The organism is Rhizobium sp. BR 317, assembly GCF_047445835.1.
Lineage (GTDB): Bacteria > Pseudomonadota > Alphaproteobacteria > Rhizobiales > Rhizobiaceae > Rhizobium > Rhizobium paranaense.
Map to the genome: position 1 here is coordinate 1 of NZ_JARWLB010000037.1, position 18662 is coordinate 18662.

Annotated in this window: 17 protein-coding genes, 1 pseudogene and 1 riboswitch; of the genes and pseudogenes, 1 reads left to right on the plus strand and 17 read right to left on the minus strand. The window is 61.1% G+C overall.

The genetic code is table 11. From position 1 onward, the window contains the following. The 16 genes from QD357_RS30495 to QD357_RS30570 form a co-directional block, all read right to left on the minus strand. A partial coding sequence (locus QD357_RS30495) for a transposase (protein ID WP_414125771.1) occupies positions 1-176 on the minus strand: 176 nt, incomplete at its 3' end. Positions 177-483: 307 nt separating this feature from the next. Continuing rightward, positions 484-2295 carry an allophanate hydrolase gene (gene atzF, locus QD357_RS30500; protein ID WP_414125764.1) on the minus strand — a complete coding sequence of 604 codons (1812 nt, stop codon included), beginning with the start codon at positions 2293-2295 and terminating at the stop codon, positions 484-486. After that, positions 2295-5831: an urea carboxylase gene (gene uca / locus QD357_RS30505; protein ID WP_414125765.1), complete on the minus strand. Its 3537-nt coding sequence runs from the start codon at positions 5829-5831 to the stop codon at positions 2295-2297. The genes atzF and uca overlap by 1 nt, the downstream gene beginning before the upstream one ends. Position 5832: 1 nt before the next feature. Then, complete coding sequence (locus QD357_RS30510; RefSeq protein WP_183939021.1) at positions 5833-6483, minus strand: urea amidolyase associated protein UAAP2; 651 nt, start codon at positions 6481-6483, stop codon at positions 5833-5835. A 17-nt stretch (positions 6484-6500) separates the two neighbouring features. Next, positions 6501-7319: an urea amidolyase associated protein UAAP1 gene (locus QD357_RS30515; RefSeq protein ID WP_414125766.1), complete on the minus strand. Its 819-nt coding sequence runs from the start codon at positions 7317-7319 to the stop codon at positions 6501-6503. Between the two features lie 2 nt (positions 7320-7321). Beyond that, positions 7322-8143, minus strand: a complete 822-nt coding sequence (locus tag QD357_RS30520) for an ABC transporter ATP-binding protein (protein ID WP_183939025.1) — start codon at positions 8141-8143, stop codon at positions 7322-7324. Further along, positions 8140-8958 (minus strand): ABC transporter permease, encoded by an 819-nt coding sequence (locus tag QD357_RS30525; RefSeq protein WP_414125767.1) that lies wholly within the window; start codon positions 8956-8958, stop codon positions 8140-8142. The genes QD357_RS30520 and QD357_RS30525 overlap by 4 nt, the downstream gene beginning before the upstream one ends. A gap of 60 nt (positions 8959-9018) precedes the next feature. Beyond that, the gene (locus QD357_RS30530; RefSeq protein WP_183939029.1) at positions 9019-10092 is read right to left on the minus strand and encodes a putative urea ABC transporter substrate-binding protein; all 1074 of its coding nucleotides are present in this window, start codon (positions 10090-10092) and stop codon (positions 9019-9021) included. A 74-nt stretch (positions 10093-10166) separates the two neighbouring features. Then, positions 10167-10279: riboswitch (guanidine-I (ykkC/yxkD leader) on the minus strand. A gap of 189 nt (positions 10280-10468) precedes the next feature. Beyond that, positions 10469-11380 carry an ABC transporter permease gene (locus QD357_RS30535; RefSeq protein ID WP_414125768.1) on the minus strand — a complete coding sequence of 304 codons (912 nt, stop codon included), beginning with the start codon at positions 11378-11380 and terminating at the stop codon, positions 10469-10471. Beyond that, the gene (locus tag QD357_RS30540) at positions 11377-12477 is read right to left on the minus strand and encodes an ABC transporter permease (protein ID WP_183939033.1); all 1101 of its coding nucleotides are present in this window, start codon (positions 12475-12477) and stop codon (positions 11377-11379) included. The genes QD357_RS30535 and QD357_RS30540 overlap by 4 nt, the downstream gene beginning before the upstream one ends. Next, positions 12474-13997, minus strand: coding sequence for an ABC transporter ATP-binding protein (locus QD357_RS30545; protein WP_414125769.1), 1524 nt, complete (start codon positions 13995-13997; stop codon positions 12474-12476). Before QD357_RS30545 ends, QD357_RS30540 begins: the two co-directional genes overlap by 4 nt. 3 nt (positions 13998-14000) lie before the next feature. Then, positions 14001-15101, minus strand: coding sequence for a BMP family ABC transporter substrate-binding protein (locus QD357_RS30550; RefSeq protein WP_183939037.1), 1101 nt, complete (start codon positions 15099-15101; stop codon positions 14001-14003). Positions 15102-15190: 89 nt separating this feature from the next. Continuing rightward, positions 15191-15850, minus strand: a complete 660-nt coding sequence (locus tag QD357_RS30555; RefSeq protein WP_183939039.1) for a glutathione S-transferase family protein — start codon at positions 15848-15850, stop codon at positions 15191-15193. Further along, positions 15847-16677, minus strand: a complete 831-nt coding sequence (locus tag QD357_RS30560; RefSeq protein WP_183939339.1) for an aromatic ring-hydroxylating oxygenase subunit alpha — start codon at positions 16675-16677, stop codon at positions 15847-15849. Before QD357_RS30560 ends, QD357_RS30555 begins: the two co-directional genes overlap by 4 nt. Before the next feature lie 14 nt (positions 16678-16691). Continuing rightward, the gene (locus tag QD357_RS30565; protein WP_183939041.1) at positions 16692-17333 is read right to left on the minus strand and encodes a Rieske 2Fe-2S domain-containing protein; all 642 of its coding nucleotides are present in this window, start codon (positions 17331-17333) and stop codon (positions 16692-16694) included. Between the two features lie 142 nt (positions 17334-17475). Further along, complete coding sequence (locus tag QD357_RS30570; RefSeq protein WP_414125770.1) at positions 17476-17757, minus strand: acylphosphatase; 282 nt, start codon at positions 17755-17757, stop codon at positions 17476-17478. Positions 17758-17989: 232 nt separating this feature from the next. Here QD357_RS30570 and QD357_RS30575 point away from each other — a divergent pair, with 232 nt between their 5' ends. Further along, positions 17990-18235: a DUF6074 family protein gene (locus QD357_RS30575; RefSeq protein WP_246451386.1), complete on the plus strand. Its 246-nt coding sequence runs from the start codon at positions 17990-17992 to the stop codon at positions 18233-18235. Here the strand turns inward: QD357_RS30575 and QD357_RS30580 are convergent. Further along, positions 18232-18662: pseudogene (locus QD357_RS30580) on the minus strand (transposase); the annotation flags it as partial. The gene QD357_RS30575 and the pseudogene QD357_RS30580 sit on opposite strands and share 4 nt — an antisense overlap.

Consider the following 18662-nt stretch of genomic DNA (forward strand, 5'->3'; position numbering starts at 1 on the left):
AGCGCCTTCAGCCGCTTCGCCTCGGAGACCTCCATGCCGCCATATTTGGCTTTCCAGTTGTAAAACGTTGCTTCTGAAATTCCGTGCTTGCGGCAAAGGTCGGCCGCCTTCGCGCCAGCTTCCTGCTCCTTCAACACCGCAATAATCTGCTCTTCCGTAAATCGCTGCTTCTTCATGCGTCCGTCCTTTAATGGGCCGGACTCTAATCCATTCTGGAGGAAATTCGCAGTCGCACCTCACCCTGCTTTCAAGCCGCAATGGCACCCGCATCTGACCGAGCGCCACTGGGCCGGCCTGGTGGAGAAGGTCAAAGAGGCGCGGTTTCTGCGCCTCTTTCGCACGCCGCCTCGTCAGGAATCTGCGGCGTGAATCTGTTTCGGCGGCCTTGGAAGGCTGCCGATAGCGTCCGTTCTGGCAATCAGACCTTGGAGAACGAGCTGAACTGCCTTCGACCAGAGGTTTTTCATCTCGTGGTTCCCTGGCTCAAGCGGCCGGGCCGGCGGCGCGAATATAGTTGCGCCAGCCGCCGAACTCGGTGATCTCTCGGGCCCCCGTTATGGCGTGGACCTCGCAGAGAAAACCTGTGACGCAGGTTCCGTCGTCGAGCGTGATCTTGCCCACGCCAAGCGGCGCCGGAATATTCTGGACGAAACGGGCGAATGCCGCAGGTGGCAGTGCCCAGACTTCTACTTCCACGCCATTGCCCGCAAAGCCCGGATCGCGCACCAGCCCCGGCTTGGGCGGGATCGTGCCGGGGAGAGCGAAGAGCCGATAGCTGCCGTCCGTCCGCGCGGTTTTCACTCTATATCCGCCCGGTCGCGTCAGCTCATGGTTCAGCGGCATATCCGTCAGGTGCGCGCCGACAACCACGATCGGAACAAATTCGTCAGCCATGGGAGCGACACGGCTTGCCTCCGGCAGCACGGCTTTGCGGTCCTTGCCCATTCCGGCGTTCAGCGCCCGATGCATGGCGTCGGCGAACGGGGCCAACGCATCGTCGGTGAAGGCGGGTCCGACGAGCATCACACCCGCTGGCAAATGGTCGTTGGCGTCAAAACCGGCGGGAATGGCGATCGCCGCGCAATCGAGCAGGTTGGCAAAGTTGGTATAGCGGCCGAAGTGGCTGTTCTTGACGATTGGGTCCGCCTGCATTTCTTTGACGGTGTAGGTGGTGGGCGACGTCGGCAGCATCAGGAAATCGACCTTCTCCCACTCGGCCTTGGTTTTCTGCCGCAATGCTTCCAGCTTGTAGCGGCCCTCGAAGGCGTCGACGGCATGGTAGGCTTTTGCCCCTTCGATAATGGCGCGCACCGTCGGGTCGAAATCGCCGCCATTCGTCGCCAGGAACTCCTTGACCGCCGCCAGCCGCTCGGCAACCCAGGGGCCGTTGTAGAGCAGTTCAGCCGCCAGCCGAAACGGGGCATAGTCGAAAGGCACGATTACCGCGCCGAATGATCGTGCCCGCTCGATTGCCGCGTCATAGAGAGCTTCCACATCCTTGTTGCCGTAGAATTCCCGTTCCGCACCGCCGAKAATGCCGATGCGCGGACCTGTCGATGGCAGGCTTGCGGGGACGGCTTGTCGCGAGAACGGATCGCGGGCATCGTAGCCTTCCATGATCCTGCGGATGGCAATGCCGTCGCCGACCGTTGCGGCGAAGATGGTGACGACGTCGACGCTGCGGCAGGCCGGCACCACGCCGACATTGGGCACCAGCCCCGGCGTCGGCTTGATGCCGACGAGATTGTTGAAGGCGGCCGGGACGCGCCCTGAACCGGCCGTGTCGGTGCCGAGTGAAAAGCTTGCCAGACCAGATGCGACAGCGACGGCCGAACCCGAGCTGGAGCCGCCGGAAACGTAGTTGCTGTTAAATACCGAACGCGGCGCGCCATGCGGTGAGCGCGTGCCGTTCAGCCCGGTCGCGAACTGATCAAGATTGGTCTTGCCGATGACGATGGCGCCGGCAGCCCGCAACCGCGCGACCGTCGTTGCGTCCGCCTGCGGGTGATAGGAAAAGGCCGGGCAGGCGGCCGTTGTCGGCAAGCCTGCAACGTCGATGTTGTCCTTGACTGCGAAGGGAATGCCCCAGAGCGGCAGGCTGTTCGGCTCAGGGGCACGCTCCACCAGCTCGCGTGCCGCAGCTCGCAATTCGTCCTCGGGTGTTGTCGTGATGAAGATGGCCGGATCGTCCGATGCCCTGCATCTCGCGATGATCTCTTCCATCACCTTGAGCGGCGACAGGCCGGCCGTATAGGCCTGTCTCAGCGAGGCAAGATCGAGAATGGTGGGAAGCATCAGATTTCCTCCAGAATGACCAGCACATCGCCGGCTTTGACATTGCGCCCAGGGCCGGCGCGCAGATCGCGGACGCGTCCGGCGGCGTGTGCGGTTACGTTGATTTCCATCTTCATGGATTCGATTATGGCCAATGTATCGCCGGCTGCCACCGGCTGGCCTTCTTGGACGAGTATTTTCCAGACATTGCCGGGCACGGCGCTTTCGATGCCGAAGCACCCCTCCGGTATGTCGCCGGCAAAGCCGGCGCCGGAGCCTTCGTCGACGGTGAAGCTGTCGAGACCGAGCTCTTTCCAGCGTTGCCGCTCTGCTTCGAAAGCTGCCTGCTGTCTCGATTTGAAGGCGCCTATGGCGGCGACCTCGCGGGCAAGCCCAGCTTCATAGGCGGCGTATGAGAACTCGGTTTCCTCTATCTTGACCGGATAGCCCCCATGCGGGAAGGCGGCACGGGCTTCGCTCAGCTCTTCATGACTGACCGGGAAGAAGCGGATCTGATCGAAGAAGTCGAGTAGCCACGGCTTATCTTTGGCGAAAACCGCTGTCGGTCGCCAACTGTTCCAGACCTGTATGGTGCGACCGAAGAGCTGGTAGCCGCCCGGCCCCTCCATGCCGTAAATGCACATATAGGCGCCGCCGATGCCGACGGCATTTTCCGGCGTCCAGGTGCGAGCGGGATTGTATTTAGTCGTCACCAGCCGGTGGCGCGGGTCGACCGGGGTTGCGACCGGCGCGCCGAGATAGACGTCGCCGAGGCCAAGCACCAGATAGCTGGCATTAAAGACGATATCGCGCACCGCCTGTTCATCCGGCAGGCCGTTGATACGGCGGATGAACTCGATGTTGGATGGGCACCAGGGCGCGTTCGGGCGCACCAGTTCCTGATATTTGCGCATGGCAAGCTCGGCATCCGGGTCGTTCCAGGACAGCGGCAGGTGCACGATGCGGCTCGGCACCTTGACCTGCTGCGCAGCAGGCAGGCTCGCCTCGATTTCGGCCAGCAGTCCCAGCAGGCGATTACGGGTAAGCGCGGTGCCGTTATAGTGGATTTGCAGCGAGCGGATGCCGGGCGTCAGATCGATGATGCCCGGCAAGTGGGCGTCGACGATCGCCTGCATCAGCAACTGCACCCGCAGGCGCAGCGCGATATCGAGCGTCATCGCTCCATATTCGACCAGCAGATTGTCGTCGCCCTGGCGACGATAGACGACGGGCACGGGTCCTTCTCGGCGCTGGCCGACGATCGCCGACCCCGCTGCATTGCCGAGGCGCTGCAGCCTCGGTCCCGCAATCGGGTCTTCGGCACGTTCGGTCGGATGAAACCGGACCTTGTCGCCGGGTTTGAACTGGCCCATTTTCCATTGTTCATCGCCAGCGATGACGGCCGGGCAGACGAATCCGCCGAGGCTCGGACCGTCGGGGCCGAGAATGATCGGCATGTCGCCTGTGAAGTCGATCGCGCCGATCGCATAGGCATTGTCATGCAGGTTGGAGGGATGAAGGCCAGCTTCGCCTCCGTCGCTGCGCGCCCATTTCGGCGCGGGGCCAATCAGACGCACGCCGGTGCGGGCGCTATTGAAGTGTACCTCGTATTCGGTCGAGAACAACGTCTCGATATCGTCTTCGAGAAAGAAGTCCGGCGCGCCATGCGGACCATAGAGGACGCCGACCACCCAGTTGCGGGTCAGAGGAGCGGGCGGGCCTGCCGGTTCTGTCTGTCGCTGCTCGGTGCGTGCCAGCCTCAGGACATGGCCAGTCTGGAGCGTGCCGGTCGCATGGCCTCCGAACCGTCCGAGGCCAAAGGTCGCCCTGGAACCGAGCATGACCGGCGCAGAGAACCCGCCGGCAACGGCGAGATAGGAGCGCTGCCCCGGCCCCTCAATCGCACCGATGGCAAGCGTCTGTCCCGCCCTGGCGTTGATGGCTTCGCCATGCGGCAGGGGCAAGCCGTCCAGGCTCATCGGCATGCGGGCGCCTGCAAGCGCGATGGTGATGTCGGAGAAGATCTTGAGCACCGGGCCGGAAACAGTGAGTTCCAGCGCCGCGGTTTCATCGGCATTGCCGACGAGCCTGTTTGCATGACGAAACGAGCGCTCGTCCATCGGGCCGCTCGGCGGCACGCCGACATGCCAGAGGCCGAGCCGGCCGGGCAATTCCTGAATGCTCGACTGCGCGCCCGGGGTCACCACCTCGATCACATCGGACACGAAAGGAAACTCCCTGAGCGCTGTCGTCGCCACATCGCCGCTCGCCAGCAGCTCGGAGCTGGCTATGGCCTTGAGGTATTCCAGATTGGTCTCGATGCCGGCGATGGAGCTTTCCGCCAGTGCGCGCTTCAGCTTCTCGATCGCTGCCGGCCGGTTCTCGGCCGTCACGATCACCTTGGCAAGCATCGGATCGTAGTAGGGGGTGACCTCGGTGCCGGTCTCGATCCAGCCGTCGACACGCGTGCCTGCGGGAAAGACGACTTCGGTCAGCAGACCGGCGCTGGGCCGGAAGCCGGCATGCGGCGTCTCGGCATAGAGGCGGGCTTCGATCGCCGCTCCCTTCGGAACGAGGCTCTCGTTGCCGGAGATTACATCCTCGCCGGCGGCTTGGCGGATCATCCATTCGACAAGGTCGATACCATAGACGGCCTCCGTGACCGGGTGCTCGACCTGGAGGCGGGTATTGACCTCGAGGAAATAGAATTCCTCACGGGCAGGATCGTAGATGAACTCCACGGTCCCGGCGGATTGATAGCGCGCGCAAGCGCCAAGCGCCACGGCTGCCGCATGTAGGCGCTCCCGCATCCGAGGCGAAAGACCGGGTGCAGGTGTCTCCTCGATCACTTTCTGGTTCCGGCGTTGCAGCGAGCAGTCGCGCTCGCCGAGCGCGATCACGCGGCCTTTGCCGTCACCAAAGATTTGGACCTCGACATGTCGGGCCTTGGAAACGAAGCGTTCGAGATAGACGCGAGCATCGCCGAAGCTTGCCTTGGCTGTGCGCTGCACACTTTCAAAGGCGGTCTTAACACTATCGGCATCCTCGCAAAGCTGCATGCCGATGCCGCCGCCGCCGGCTGTCGATTTCAGCATGACCGGATAGCCGATTTCGGTAGCTGCCGCGAGCGCCGTCTCGCCCGTCTCGACAAGACCGCTGCCCGACAGCAGCGGGACGCCGCTTGCGTGCGCCAGTTCACGGGCCGTGTGCTTGAGCCCGAAAGCGGCGATATTATCTGGCGTCGGACCGATGAAGACKATGCCTTCCTTCGCCAGTCGCTCGGCAAAGCCAATGTTTTCAGAAAGGAACCCGTAGCCGGGATGTACGGCTTCGGCGCCCGTTGCCTTGCAAGCCGCAATGACGGCATCGATATTGAGATAGCTTTCGGAGGCATGTGCTGGGCCGAGCCTGACAGCCTCGTCAGCCATCAGCGATGCCTTGGCAAAGCGATCGGCGTCCGAATAGACGACGACGGAGGCAATGCCCATGCGTTTCAGCGTTTGGATGATCCGGACTGCGATTTCGCCGCGATTGGCAATCAATACCTTCTTGAACATCTCAAGCCTCACCGTCCCAGACGAGAACGCGGATCGGCGTCGGATCGAATCCATTGCAGGGATTGTTAATCTGCGGGCAATTGGAGATGACGAGCAGCACGTCCATCTCGGCCTTCAGCTCGACATAATCGCCCGGCGCGGAGATGCCGTCGACGATCGTCATCTTGCCGGTAGGCTCGATCGGCACGTTCATGAAGAAGTTAATATTGGGCACGACATCGCTCTTGCCCATGCCATGCTTTGCGACCTCGAGAACGAAATTGTCCCGGCAGGCATGGAGATATTTGGTGCCGTGGCCGAAGCGCACCGTATTGCTTTCGCAGGAGCACGCGCCGGCAGACGTATCGTGGCGTCCGCAACTGTCGGCCGTCATCGTCAACATGATGCGGCCTTCGTTGGAGATGATACCGGTGCCCGTCGTGACATAGGCCGCACCCTGCTCGCGCATGGTGTCCTGGCTGGAATAGCGTTCCGAATAATCTTCGGCATTGTAGAACAGCGTGTCGATGGCCTGCTGGCCGTAGCTGTCTTCGATGCGCAACGTCTGACCCTTGCGGATCACCGTCGAGAATGGTGCTTCGGCGGCAATGAAGTGATCCTGCACGGCGTTTTCGAGCGTGCGGAAAGAGGCGGTCTGGATGAAATCGATCATGATCGTCTCTCCCTGGATCAAAGGGTGGCGGATGCGTTGTTCTCGAAGCCGCGCACAGCCTCGGCAGTGGCGGTGCGGCACAGGTCGTCGTCGGCGACGGGCCGGACGGACAGTCGGGTCACGGTTACCGGCTTCGGTGCGTAGACGGGGCTCGGATCGAGCGGATGCGGGCAATTGGAAAAGCCCATGATCATCTCCATCTCGGCGCGCAGCTCGACATAATCGCCCTCATGCGGCAGCTCCGACTTCCATGCGAACTTGCCGTTCGCGTCGACACGAACGGGAGCAAAAAGTGCGAGCGCGGCGGGAATATCGCGCTTGTCCAATCCAGCCTTGGTCGCAAGTTTGATGAAATTGTCGCGGCTGTTGCGGGTGCCTTCGCCGTATTTCGCCAGGTTCGAAGCGGCGGTGGAACCACCCATCAGGCAGTCATGAGCACCGGAAGAATCCTCCGTGATGGAGAACATCACGCGGCCCATGTCGGAGAAGATCACTCGCCCTTTCGAAAGGGCGGTAGTCCATTGCATCTTCACTGTGTCAGGCAGATTCAGCCGCTCGCTCGTGTCGACGGCGCTCCACGCAACGAGTGACACGGTMGAGAAGCCCTGTTCCTGGGCGACGCGTAGCGTCTCGCCGCGCTTGATGCGTGTCGACCAGTACCAGCCGCCCGGTATGATCTCCTGATGGACGATCAGCGTGGCATCGATCGGCGGGGCGGGAAGTGGGCTCGGTGTCGGCAAGGCCTTGGGCGCAAATTCCAGGCCCTTCCTTTGGTGGTCCTCGTAACGGGCGCGATTGGCGGCGATTTCTTCCTGCGAACGTCTGACGTGCTGCATGGCTAAATGTCTCCCGACGGTGCCAGGTCGTCCCGGCGGTGCCCCTTTGAAGCGAACGGGCCGTCCCGGTCGGGGCTGAAGATCGAGGCGGCGCCGGCGATACGCGGCGGCCAGATGGAAATGTCCTTGGTGATCGTTGCGCCGTAGCGCTCCTTTTCTTCCGGCCGGTCGCGGCGGCGTTCGAAGGCAACAACCCGGGTGGCGAGTGTGAAGGCTTCGCGCATGTCGTGCGTCACCATAACGACGGTCATCTGCGTCTCGTGCCACAAACGCTTCATCAGCGTGTGGATTTCGGCGCGAATGCCGGGATCGAGTGCGCCGAAAGGCTCGTCGAGCAGCAGCACCTTGGGCCGCATGATGAGCGCCTGCGCCAGCGCGAGGCGTTGCTGCATACCCCCGGAAAGCTGTGCCGGATATTTGTCCTCGTCGCCGGCAAGGCCGACGTCTGCCAGGAGTTGTCGCGCCTCGTCGGTCGCATTTCGGCGCGCGGCGCCAAAAAGCTTGGCTTTGTAGCGCGAGCCGGCGAACTCCTTGCCAAGCAGCACGTTGCCGAGGGCGGTCAGGTGCGGGAAGACCGAATAGCGTTGGAAAACCACGCCGCGGTCGGCGCCCGGCTCAGACGGCAGCGCCGCGCCGTCGAGAGAAATCGTGCCTCTCGTCGGTTGCTCCTGCCCCAACAGCATGCGCAGAAAGGTGGACTTGCCGCAGCCGGATGGACCGACCAAGGCGACGAAGGCGCGGGAGGGGACCGTCAGGGACACATCCTCKAGCACGATCTGGTCGCCATATTCCTTCCAGATCTTTTCTATCCTCAGCTCGCTCATGCCTGCTTCTCCAGTTCGGACCAGGGAAAGACGACGATGCGGAGACGATCGAGAAGATAGTTCATGAGCACGGCAAGCAGCGTGATCCAGACGACGTAGGKAAAGATCACGTCCATCGACAGATATCGGCGGACGAGAAAGATGCGGTAGCCGAGGCCGGAATCGGACGAGATCGCCTCGGCGGCGATTAGGAACAGCCAGGCCGGCCCGAGCTGAAGTCTCAGGCAGGTAATCAGGCGCGGCAGGATCTGCGGCAACACGACACKAAGTGCGATCTGCCACGAGGAGCCGCCAAGCGTTTCGGCCTTGACKATCTGCTCGCGCGGCAATTCCAGCGCCTTCAGCGCCAGATCGCGGATCATCGTCGGCGCAACGCCKATCACGATAAKAGCGATCTTGGAGGTCTCGCCAAGGCCCATGACGATAAACAGGATCGGCAGCAGTGCGAGCGGCGGCACCATTGAAATGACGGCGACGAAGGGCGACAACAAGGCTCTCAGATAGGGCAGCATGCCGATGAGCATGCCGAAGCAAAGCGCGATCGCCGTGGATAGGCCGAGGCCCGACAGGAGCCGCACGACGCTTGCCCAGGTGTCCGACCACAGCAGGTATTCTCCGGTGCGCGGGTCGGCGATGAAGGCCATGCGGTCGATGGCGTCAGCAAAGCCGGCAAGATTGGGCAGCAGTTTGTMGTTGGCGTTTTCGGCAAGCCGCGTGGCCGAGCCGACGGCATAGGCGACGATCAGCAGTGCAAAAGGCAACAGCGTCAAGGCAAGCTGCGCGCCGGGGCTGGGCCTGGTATTGATCCAACGCATGGGAGGCTCCGCGGATGAAGGGACGGGGCGGCGCGATGCCGCCGCCGGAGAAGAGCTCGCTCAGAGCGAAGCGTCGGCCGCGGCCTTCATATAGGTCTCCGTGAAGCGCAGCTTGACGTTCGCGCTATCGCCGAGAACCTTGCCGTCGGGCATTTCGATCCCGATGACATCCGCCGAAGGAGCGCCATTGCCCAGCAGACCCTTCTGGAACAGGAAGCTGCGCACCAGATCCATCGTCTTCGGCAGGTTCGGTGAGGCGGTGAAGGCGACCGCGTCGGCAGGCTTGTCGAAGAGCTTGGTTGCGGCGAGCTGCGCCTCGAAGCCCTTCAGGTCCGTGCCCGATGCTGCTCCCATCGCCTCGCGGGCAGACTTGCCTTCCGGCGTGTCCGCCCTCAACAGCGCGGCCGTTTCATACCAGATACCCGCCAGCGCCTTGCCGAAATCCGGATTGTCCTTAAGGACGTTGCTGTTGGCGGCCATCAGGTCGATGATCTCGCCCGGCACCTGCGAACTGTCGAAGACCTTCTTGGCGGAGGGCTCTTCGAGAATGGTCGAGACCAGCGGATTCCAGGTGACGACGGCGGAGACGTCGGGCGTCTTGTAGGCTGCGACCATGTCGGCATCGGAGGTGTTGACCACCTTCACATCGCGTTCGCTGAGCTTGATGCTGTCGAGCGCGCGGGCGAGCAGATAGTGGGAGACGGAATATTCGACAAGATTGACGTTCTGACCCTTGATGTCGGAAAGGCTCGTCTTGTCCTTGAGGATGACGGCGTCGTTGCCGTTCGAAAAATCGCCGACGATGACGGCCGTCGTATCGACGCCGCCAGCAGCCGGGATCGAAAGGCCATCCATGTTGGTGAGTGTCACGGCATCGAAGGCACCGGCCGTGTACTGGTTCATCGACTCGACGTAATCGTTGAACTGGGTGACCTCGATGTTGATGCCGTATTTGTCGGCCCATTTCTTGACGATGCCGTGGTCGGCCGCATAGCCCCACGGCATCCAGCCGACGTAGATGGACCAGGCGACCTTGAAGCTGGTTTTCGGCGCGGCGCTGGCCGCGGAGCCGAAGCCGAAAATCAGAGAGACCGAAAGGGCCGTTGCGGAAAGGATCTTCGAAAAAGTCTGCATAGAAATTCCCCTTTTGCTTTTTTCAAAAAGGGATCGGCAAAGACCATCGCACCGCCAATCCCTTGGCTTACGAGGTCTCCCGGGCTTTTATCCCGCCGTGCATCCGGTGGGATTTCTCTCCCAGCCGGTGGTAGCTCTCGGACCAGTCACGCCCTCAACGGACGCCGGAACCCTAGCCACCAACTCGGCAGATACGAAGCAAGCACCGTGCCAGATCGTAACTCATTGATTTTTATTTGACTGCATGACGATTGATTGATGTCGAAATCCGTGATGGGTGCAGTTGCGCGAAAATTATGCACTTTCTGACGCCTGAACCATCAACTGAACTTCCATCCCGCAGAGGGTGATAAGAGCAATAGAGCCATCATTCTTGTCACCGCTCAAATGGCTCACCGAGCGAGGCGACGCCGTTGAGCTTGAGTAGGCGGCGATCCGCGGAGATAAGGCCGAGAACGATGATCGTAACGAGATATGGCAGGCACGCGAGCAATTGCGAGGGAACGGCGAGCCCGGTGGCCTGAGCAGCGAGCCCCATCAACGACACCGCGCCAAACAGGCACGCGCCTAAGAAAATCCTTGATGTCAGCCAGGTTCCGAAGACAACAAGAGCAATGGCAATCCAGCCGCGGCCGGCGATCATGCCGTCCGCCCAGAGCGGTGTGTAGATCGTCGAGGCATAGGCACCGGCAAAGCCTGCCATCATGCCGCCGAATGCAACCGCGGCGAAACGGATGGCGATGACGGGATAGCCGATGGCATGAGCGGCTTTCGGATTTTCACCGACAGCACGAAGGACCAGGCCAACCTTGCTGTAGGCAAACAGTGCCCAGATGCCAATGGTCACGACAAGAGAGATCCAGACGACGATATCCTGATTGAAGAGTCCACCGATGACCGGAATTTCCGAAAGCCCGGGGACCGCGATTTTCGGCAGCGTAGTGACCGTCAGGCTCTCATAGCTCTTGCCAAACAGTGCCGAGAGGCCCTGGCCGAGAATCCCAAGCGCAAGGCCGGTCGCGACCTGATTTGCGTTAAAGCCCAGAATAATCCCAGCAAAAATCATCGAGAGGAGAGCGCCACCGAGCCCGGCCGCAAGGAAAGCGAGAAAATGGCCGCCTCCGTGAAAAACGGTAATGAACGCGATGACAGCGCCGAATGCCATCAATCCTTCGATGCCGAGATTGAGGACCCCAGCGCGCTCGACAACGAGCTCGCCTAAAGCCGCCAGCAGAAATGGCGTTGCCGCAGCCAGCATGCCAGCGAGAATGAACTCGATAGCGCTCATGATGCACTCCGGGCAGAAATGGGGCGCCATATAACGCGATAGCGTACGAAAGCCATGGCGATGAGATAGATGAGGAGCAGGCTGCCCTGGAATACGCGGACGGCAGCGATGGGTAGATTGGCGGAGACCATGGCATTATCGCCGCCGATATAGAGCGCCGCCATGACGATCGAAGACACGACGATGCCAATCGGATTGAGACCGCCAAGATAAGCAACGATAATGGCCGCATAACCATATCCAGTCGAGATGGAGCGCTGCAACTGGCCAAGCGGACCGGCAACTTCGGCTGCGCCGGCAAGGCCGGCGGCGGCGCCGCCGATGATCAGCGATAGCCAAATCGCCCAGCTCTCCTTGAAGCCGGCATAGCTCGCGGCCCGGGGTGCCAGTCCGCCGACCTGCAATTTGTATCCGGCGAAGCTTTTCTGCATGAAGATCCATGCCGCAATCGATAGACCGACGGCGAGGATAAGCGAGACATTGACGCGCGTTCCTTCGAACAGGATCGGCACCATGGCATCGTATTGGAACATGACCGACTGCGGGAAGTTGAAGCCATTCGGATCTTTCCAGGGGCCGAGAAGCAGATAATTGAGCAATTGCGCGGCAACGAAGCTCAGCATCAGCGAAACGAGGATTTCGTTGGCATTCAGCCTGACCCGCCAGAAGGCGGTGAGCGAGGCCCATAGCGCGCCGCCAATGGTGCCGAGCAGCAGCATTGCCGGCCAAATCCACTGGCCCGTTGCCTGAGGCATCCAGATGGGGAGGGCTGAGGCGAAGATGGCACCGAGAATGAATTGGCCCTCGGCACCGATATTGAAGACCTTGGCGCGGAAGCCGATCGCAAGTCCCTGTGCGATGAGAAGCAGCGGCCCGGTCTTCAGGAGCACTTCGGAGAATGACGCCCAGGAGATGAATGGCTCGATCAGCATCGCATAGATCACCGCGGCGGGGGCGCGTCCCATGGCGACATAGAGGCCGAGATTGAGAACGATGGTGACGATCAGGGCTATGGGTGGGGCGAGCAATGCAACGGTAACGGAGGCCCGTTCCCGGCGGACCAGACTGGGCAAGGCGTCGAGGAAAGGTCTGTTCATGCGGTGGCTTGCCCGCGCTGTGTGTGTGCTCCGATCATGTATCGGCCAATCTCCTCCGGTTTGGTGGCCCGCGTGACAAGCGGCGGGCTCAGCCTGCCGTGGTGCAGAACCTGTATGAAATCGCTGAGCTCGAATAATTCCTCGAGCTCCTCGGAAATGACGAGGATCGCCATGCCTTCATTGCGAAGGGTGATGAGCCGCTTGCGGATCGCCGAGGCCGCACCGATATCGACGCCCCAGGTGGGCTGAGCGAGGAAAAGAAGCTTTGGCGCCAGCATGATTTCGCGCCCGACGATGAATTTCTGCAGGTTGCCGCCGGACAGCGAGCCGGCTTCCGCCTCGGGACCGCGCGTGCGCACGTCATAGTCCCGAATGCAGTCATTGGTGAAGGCGATCGCCTTCGTCTTGTCGAGCAGGCTGTGCCTAACTAGGTTCAAAGGATGGGCCGTCAGTAGGCTGTTCAGCGTCAGCGACATTTCGGGAACCGCGCCGCGACCCAGCCGATCCTCCGGGACGAAAGCGAAGTCCAGTTTCCGGCGGGCGGCCGAGTCGAGCGTGCCGACGTCCTTGCCCATCATGAAAATCTGGTCGCGTTGAGCCTGCGGCAGGATGGTTTCGCCCGAGATCAGCGCTGCGAGTTCACTTTGACCATTTCCCGAAATTCCGGCAATGCCGAGGATCTCGCCGGCGCGTACCTCCAGGCTGACATTGGAGAGCGGTACGGCGAAAGGATCATCCGGCCGGTAGTCGAGGCCGATAAGCTCCAGGCGTTTCTCGCCTTCCGCCAAAGGCAGTGCCGGCATGGGGTCGGGCATGTCGCGGCCAATCATCATGCGGGCAAGCTCATGGGCATCATGCTCGCGGGGATCGACATGACCGGTCACGTGTCCGCCGCGCAGGATCGTCGCGCGATCGCAGAGCGACTGGATTTCCTCCAGCTTATGCGAGATGAACAGGATGGAGACGCCGCCGTCGCGTAGCCGGCGCAATGTCTCGAAAAGCCTCTCTACCGCCTGCGGCGGCAGCACGGATGTCGGTTCGTCGAGGATCAGCAGTTTCGGGTCGGTCATCAGGCATCGGGTGATTTCCACCCGCTGCCGCTCGCCGACCGATAGCGAATGCACATGGGCKAGCGKATCGACCTCAAGGCCGAATTCATGTCCGAGTTTGCGGATGCGCTCCGCGAGCTCGGCTTTGCGACCGGGAACGATCAGTTGGATGTTCTCGACGACTGTCAGGCTCTCGAACAGCGAGAAATGCTGAAAKACCATGCCGATGCCGGCACGCCTTGCCTCCGCTGGGGAGGCAAGGCTCAGGGGCTGCCCCTGCCATGCGACAGTTCCGTCGTCCGGTCCCTCGACGCCGTAGATCAACTTCATCAGGGTCGATTTGCCGGCGCCATTCTCCCCGAGGATGGCATGGATCGAGCGAGGCGCTACGTCCAGATCGATATGCCGGTTGGCATGGATCTGGCCGTAGCTTTTGGAAATGCCGCGCAGCGAAAGKAGCGGGCTGGTCATGGCTTACTTCGGCAGCGGCGTCTTGACACCCTTGACGTGCCAGTCCATCGCGACGATCTGGGCATCCGTCAGCGTTGCGCCCGAAGCCGCACCTTCGCTGCCATCCGCCTTGGTGATCGGCCCTATGAATGGGGAGAAGCCGCCACTGGCGATCTTTGCTTCGATTTCCTTGATCTTGGTCATGGTTTCGGTCGGGATTGCCGGGCTCCAGTCGACGACCTCGACGACCTTGTCAGCAACGCCGAGGAAGGCGTTGGCGCCCTTGAAGGTTCCCGCGAAATGGGCATCGACCGATGCCTTGAAAAAGGGCGACCAGTCGGTGGCGACGCAGCCAAGATAGGTTTTCGGGGCATATTTCTTCATTGAGGAATTGAGATTGAACGAACGGATACCTGCCTCCTCGCAGGCAGAGATCACGGAGGGCGTATCCTGCGCATTCGAGAAGATCACGTCGCAGCCCTGGGCGATCAGCGCCTTGGCGGCTTCCTGCTCCTTTGCTGGGTCGAACCAGGAGTTGACCCAGACGACCGACACCTCGATGTCGGGCCTGACGGCCTGCGCGCCGAGCGTGAAGGCATTGATCGATGTGATCAATTCGGGAATCGCGAAGGCTGAAACCGAGCCGAGCTTGCCGGTCTTGGAAACGGCCGCTGCCGCCATGCCGAGCAGGTAGGTTCCCTGGAAATATTTGGCAGCGAACGGCGAGAAGTTCGGCGCGACCTGGAAACCCGAGGCGTGCAGGACAGTCACCTTGGGATTGCGGCGGGCGATCTGCAGCGCGCCGTTCTGATAGCCGAAGGAACCAGCGATCAGAAAATGGTTTCCGTCTGCGACCGTCTTGTTCATGATACGGTCGGCATCTGGACCTTCGGCGATGCTTTCGAGGATGGTGACCTTCACCTTGTCGCCATAGGCCGCCTTGATCGGGTCGATACCGGCAGCAAGTGCGTGGCCCCAGCCGACATCGCCGATCGGCGAGGGAACGACGAGGGTGATGCCGAGCGGTTCGTCGGCGGCGAATGCGGAGCGACCGACAAGGGCCGTTGCGAGGCCGGCGGCGGCTACGCTCTTCATGAGTGTTCTGCGGGTCAGATTGTTGGACATGTTAGTTCCCCTCTTTTGGCTTTTCAGAGTTCCACTGTCGCGAGTGCCGTTTCTGCGCCTTGCTAGTTTTCCAGGAGGCAACGGCCATCTCATCCGTCCTCCTCCGCGGGATGAGGATCGGGCTTCAACTCGTGCAGTCGATGAATGCCAGGCATTTCGATAAACCCGTCGATACTGCGCATGGCGCGTAGCCAGAGCCGGATGCTCGGGTAGAAATCGAGCGAGACGCCGCCGTCGGGCGCAAGCGCCACGTAGGGGAAGCAAGCGATGTCGGCAATGGTGGCACGGTTCGATGTCAGGAAGCGCATGCCCCGGAGACCCTGCTCGAAAAGGCCTGCTTCCAGTTCGCGCAGTGCAGCCATCCCTTGCGCTTGCAATGTTTCGATGTTGCCGGGGCGCAAGAGCATTTCGTGCAGCCGCGCGCCACCCAGGTTTGCCGTCAGCCGATGTGAGAAGGAAAGCCACTGCTGCACACGCGCCATCTCTTCGGGCGTGCTGGTTCCCAGCCATTCCCGTGCGCTCTGGGCGGCGAGATAGGCGAGAATGGCAGAGGACTCCGTCAGCACGAGATCTCCATCCTCAAGGATCGGGATGGAGCCCGCCGGATTGAGCGCGAGGAGTTCAGGTCCGCGATGTTCGGCGCCGGGATGGAAATCGACCGGTCGGATTTCCAGCTTGACGCCCAGGATCGCCGCCATGAGGCGGATCTTGTAGCAACTCGGCGATAGGATGTAATCGTAAAGCTTCATTGCGCGACCAACTGTGCGCCGTAGGTAAAATTGTGTCGCTTCAGCCAGCGCCGGTAGGCGACCGACGTCAGGTCGGCCCTGGTCGGGATTTCCATGCCGGGATCCAGCGGCAGAAGTGCCGGGATTTGGTTTTCGAGGATCGAGCGATCCTGCAAGAAAATCATCTGCTGAAAATGGATCAAGTCTGTCATCGGCGTCACGTCATCAAACAGGGCCATCCATGGCCATACGTCGCAAAGGTCTTCCGCGAGAGGCTGCACGAACAGGGTAATGACATCCCATTCGCCCGGTCGGGGAGGGCAGGTCTTGTAAAGCACCGAGCAGGTCGGCGCCGGTACGCGGTACATGTATTCGGTGGTGATGCCACCGGCAGCGGACTTTGCGGCCTGCGGCTGGTAGAATTTCACCTGGGTTGCCCAGACTTCGTCTTCATCCTCGCGGATTTCAACATTGTAGTTTTCGACTTCCGTATGGGGCTCGGCACCGAGAATGTCGGTATGGACGAAGGGGAAATGGGCGATGTCGAGGAAGTTCTCCACTGCCCGCAGCGGCGAGCAGCGCACCCGCACCACGCCGACATCCACGAAGCTGCGGCCGGGCTGATCGGCCTCGGGGATCCCAAAAAGCTCCTTGGTGGGATTGCCAAGGGAAGACCAGACATGGCCATAGCGGACACGGACGGGGAGGACGCGTCCGTCCCCGGATGTTACCTGTGCATTCCCGTCTGGTGTGCGTGTCACCTCGATGGGCTCGCTCATGAGCGCGGTTTTGCTCCCTGTCTCGGTGAGTTGGCTGAAAAGGCCGACCGGGTACCATTCATCGATCATCGCGCCGGTCTTCGTCACGCGACCTCCTTCTGGCGTGTTTCCGCCTGGCGGCGCAGAGCCTCGGCGATGCGCGATGCCGCGATCCGATCGGCTGGGCTGCGATCCTGCTCGATCAGCACATGAATGAGGGTGCGCCCCAATTGCTCAGTTGCCAGCAGTCGGACCCATGGAAAATCTGCGACACTGATCAGCCCATTCGAATCCGTTTTTGCATCAGCCGCGGCTTCGATGGCAGCGATGCCGGCCTCAACCGTCAGTGAGCGCAATGGGACGAGATCGCCCAGGCGCCACGGTTTTGTCTCAGGTTGGCCGACCGCGACCCATATAATGCCATCCGATTCTTCAACCTCCTGTACCGTAACACGGATGGTTTCCGGCGGTACGAGGTTGGGATGGGCAGGGATGCGAACGCATCCTCCTGCTGGCGAATAGCTCCAGCCATGATAAATGCAGGAGAGCGCTTCACCCCGCACAAAGCCGTGGGACAATCGCATCCCGCGATGCGGACAGCGATCCGATGATGCCGTTGTCCGCCCGGACTGGCTGCGCCAGAGAGCGAGCGGTCCTGCTGACGTCCACGCCGGCATAACTGCTCCCGGCAGCAGATCGGCAGAAAGGGCGACAGGCGTCCAGGAGCCGGTCGTATCAAATGGCATACCTTCACTTCCTCAATTTTGCCAATGCGTTAGCGTTCTTGTCCGTACACCGTTGCCGACATTGCGACCTCGGTTGCGCCAGAGGCTTGCATAAAAAATTCGCATTGGCAACAATGGTTAAATAAAAGGCAGCGGATCATTTCTATCTCTGTTGCGATGTCGCTACGGGATCTACAATCCTGCGCTGAATCTCGTCCACCCAGACGTCGATCGGGCCGAGCGAACATCCCATTTCCAGCATATCGATGAGCTCCGCAGGCCCTGCGACCTCGAGCTCGATCCGATCGGCGCTCGCGTGAAGGAAAGCTTGGGAAAGCCCGAGTTTGTCCGCATGGCGGCGTATCCACGGAACGAACGAGGCGGAATTCACCTCGCCGAGGATCGTCATCCGTTCGCGCGGTTCGTCCGCTCGTAATGCCATCATTGAATTACCTGCCATTCGGTGTCGTCAGGATGACACAATAGCGCTTGGCAGCATTTGCGAAAGAGCGGAAAAACGAAACGGGTCTGTGGCGCTATCGCTCGCAGTAGTTTCCCGAAATACGTTCGCCCAGACAATTCAAGGTGCGGTACCCTGAGCGGGTTCACCTTTTGTGAAGGTCCTGCAGCGATGCTGCGCCATCCTGCGATGATTCGGCTTAAAGGACAAAGAAAGCATGGCGGTTATACAGTTCCCCGTCCATCGGCGCACAGCCGAAGTCGAACGATGTGCAAAAGCCCTCCAGCGCCTTCATGGTGAGGAAGCCAACCGCTTCTGGCGGTCGGAGATGGCCGCGTTTGCCGCTGCGCTCGAACAGCAGGGTATGGACGAAGAGAGCATATCGCGGCAAGCGAGCTGCTTCATGCATGCGGTCCAGATCGCGCTGCAATGCGCCTTTTCGATGAATGAGGCAAGAAGCTAGTCACCTGAATCTGAAGTTCGGTTCATTGTCTTGTGGCAGAATCGCTTGACCGAGGCGAGGATTTGGTCGGCGGATTTGACCCACTTGTATGGTGTTGGATTTTCGTTGTGGGTTTCGATGAAGGCGTCGATGTCGGCTTCCAGTTCTGCGGTGGAACGGTGTACGCCGCGCTGCAACTGCTTTCGCGTCAGCTCTGCGAACCCCGCTCGACCTGATTGATCCAGGATGCCGAGGTTGGCGTGAAGTGAACATGCCAGTGTGGGCGGCGCGCGAGCCAGGCCTTGATCCTCGGCGTCTTGTGCGTCGCATAATTGTCCATCACCAGACGCACGTCCGGCCCATTGGGCATTTCTGCGTCGATCCGCTTCAGGAGGTCGAGGAATTCCGTGGCCCGGTGACGCTTGTAGCCATGACCGATCACCGCCCC